Genomic DNA, 484 nt, shown 5'->3' on the forward strand with positions numbered 1-484 from the left:
CAACGTGGCTTCGATTTCGCCGAGTTCGATGCGTTGGCCGCGGAGTTTGACTTGGTGGTCGGTGCGGCCGAGGTAGGTGAGGGTGCCGTCGGGGTTGCGGCGGGCGAGGTCGCCGGTGCGGTACATGCGGGTGCCGGGGGGTCCGTAGGGGTCGGCGGTGAAGCGTTCGGCGGTCAGGGCCGGTTGGGTGATGTATCCGCGGGCGAGTTGGGTGCCGGAGAGGTACAGCTCGCCGGGGACGCCGACGGGGGCCGGCTGGAGGCGGGCGTCGAGGATGTGGACCCGGGTGTTCCAGACGGGTGAGCCGATCGGTATGGAGGAGGAGTCGGTGCCGGGAAGGGCGGGGGCGCGGGTGACGTCGACGGCGGCTTCGGTGGGGCCGTAGAGGTTCTCCAGGGCGATCTGGCGCTGTCCGGCCGACGCGTGGAAGCGGGCCACCAGGTCGGTCGGGAGGGCCTCGCCACTGCACACCACCAGCCGCAGG

General features: G+C 71.7%; 1 protein-coding gene. It reads right to left on the minus strand.

All coding sequences use genetic code 11. The annotated features are described in order from the left end of the window. On the minus strand, positions 1-484 hold a 484-nt coding region (locus NX794_RS35825; RefSeq protein WP_258783895.1), incomplete at both ends, for an AMP-binding protein.

Origin of the sequence: Streptomyces pyxinicus, assembly GCF_024753135.1 — a bacterium.
Lineage (GTDB): Bacteria > Actinomycetota > Actinomycetes > Streptomycetales > Streptomycetaceae > Streptomyces > Streptomyces pyxinicus.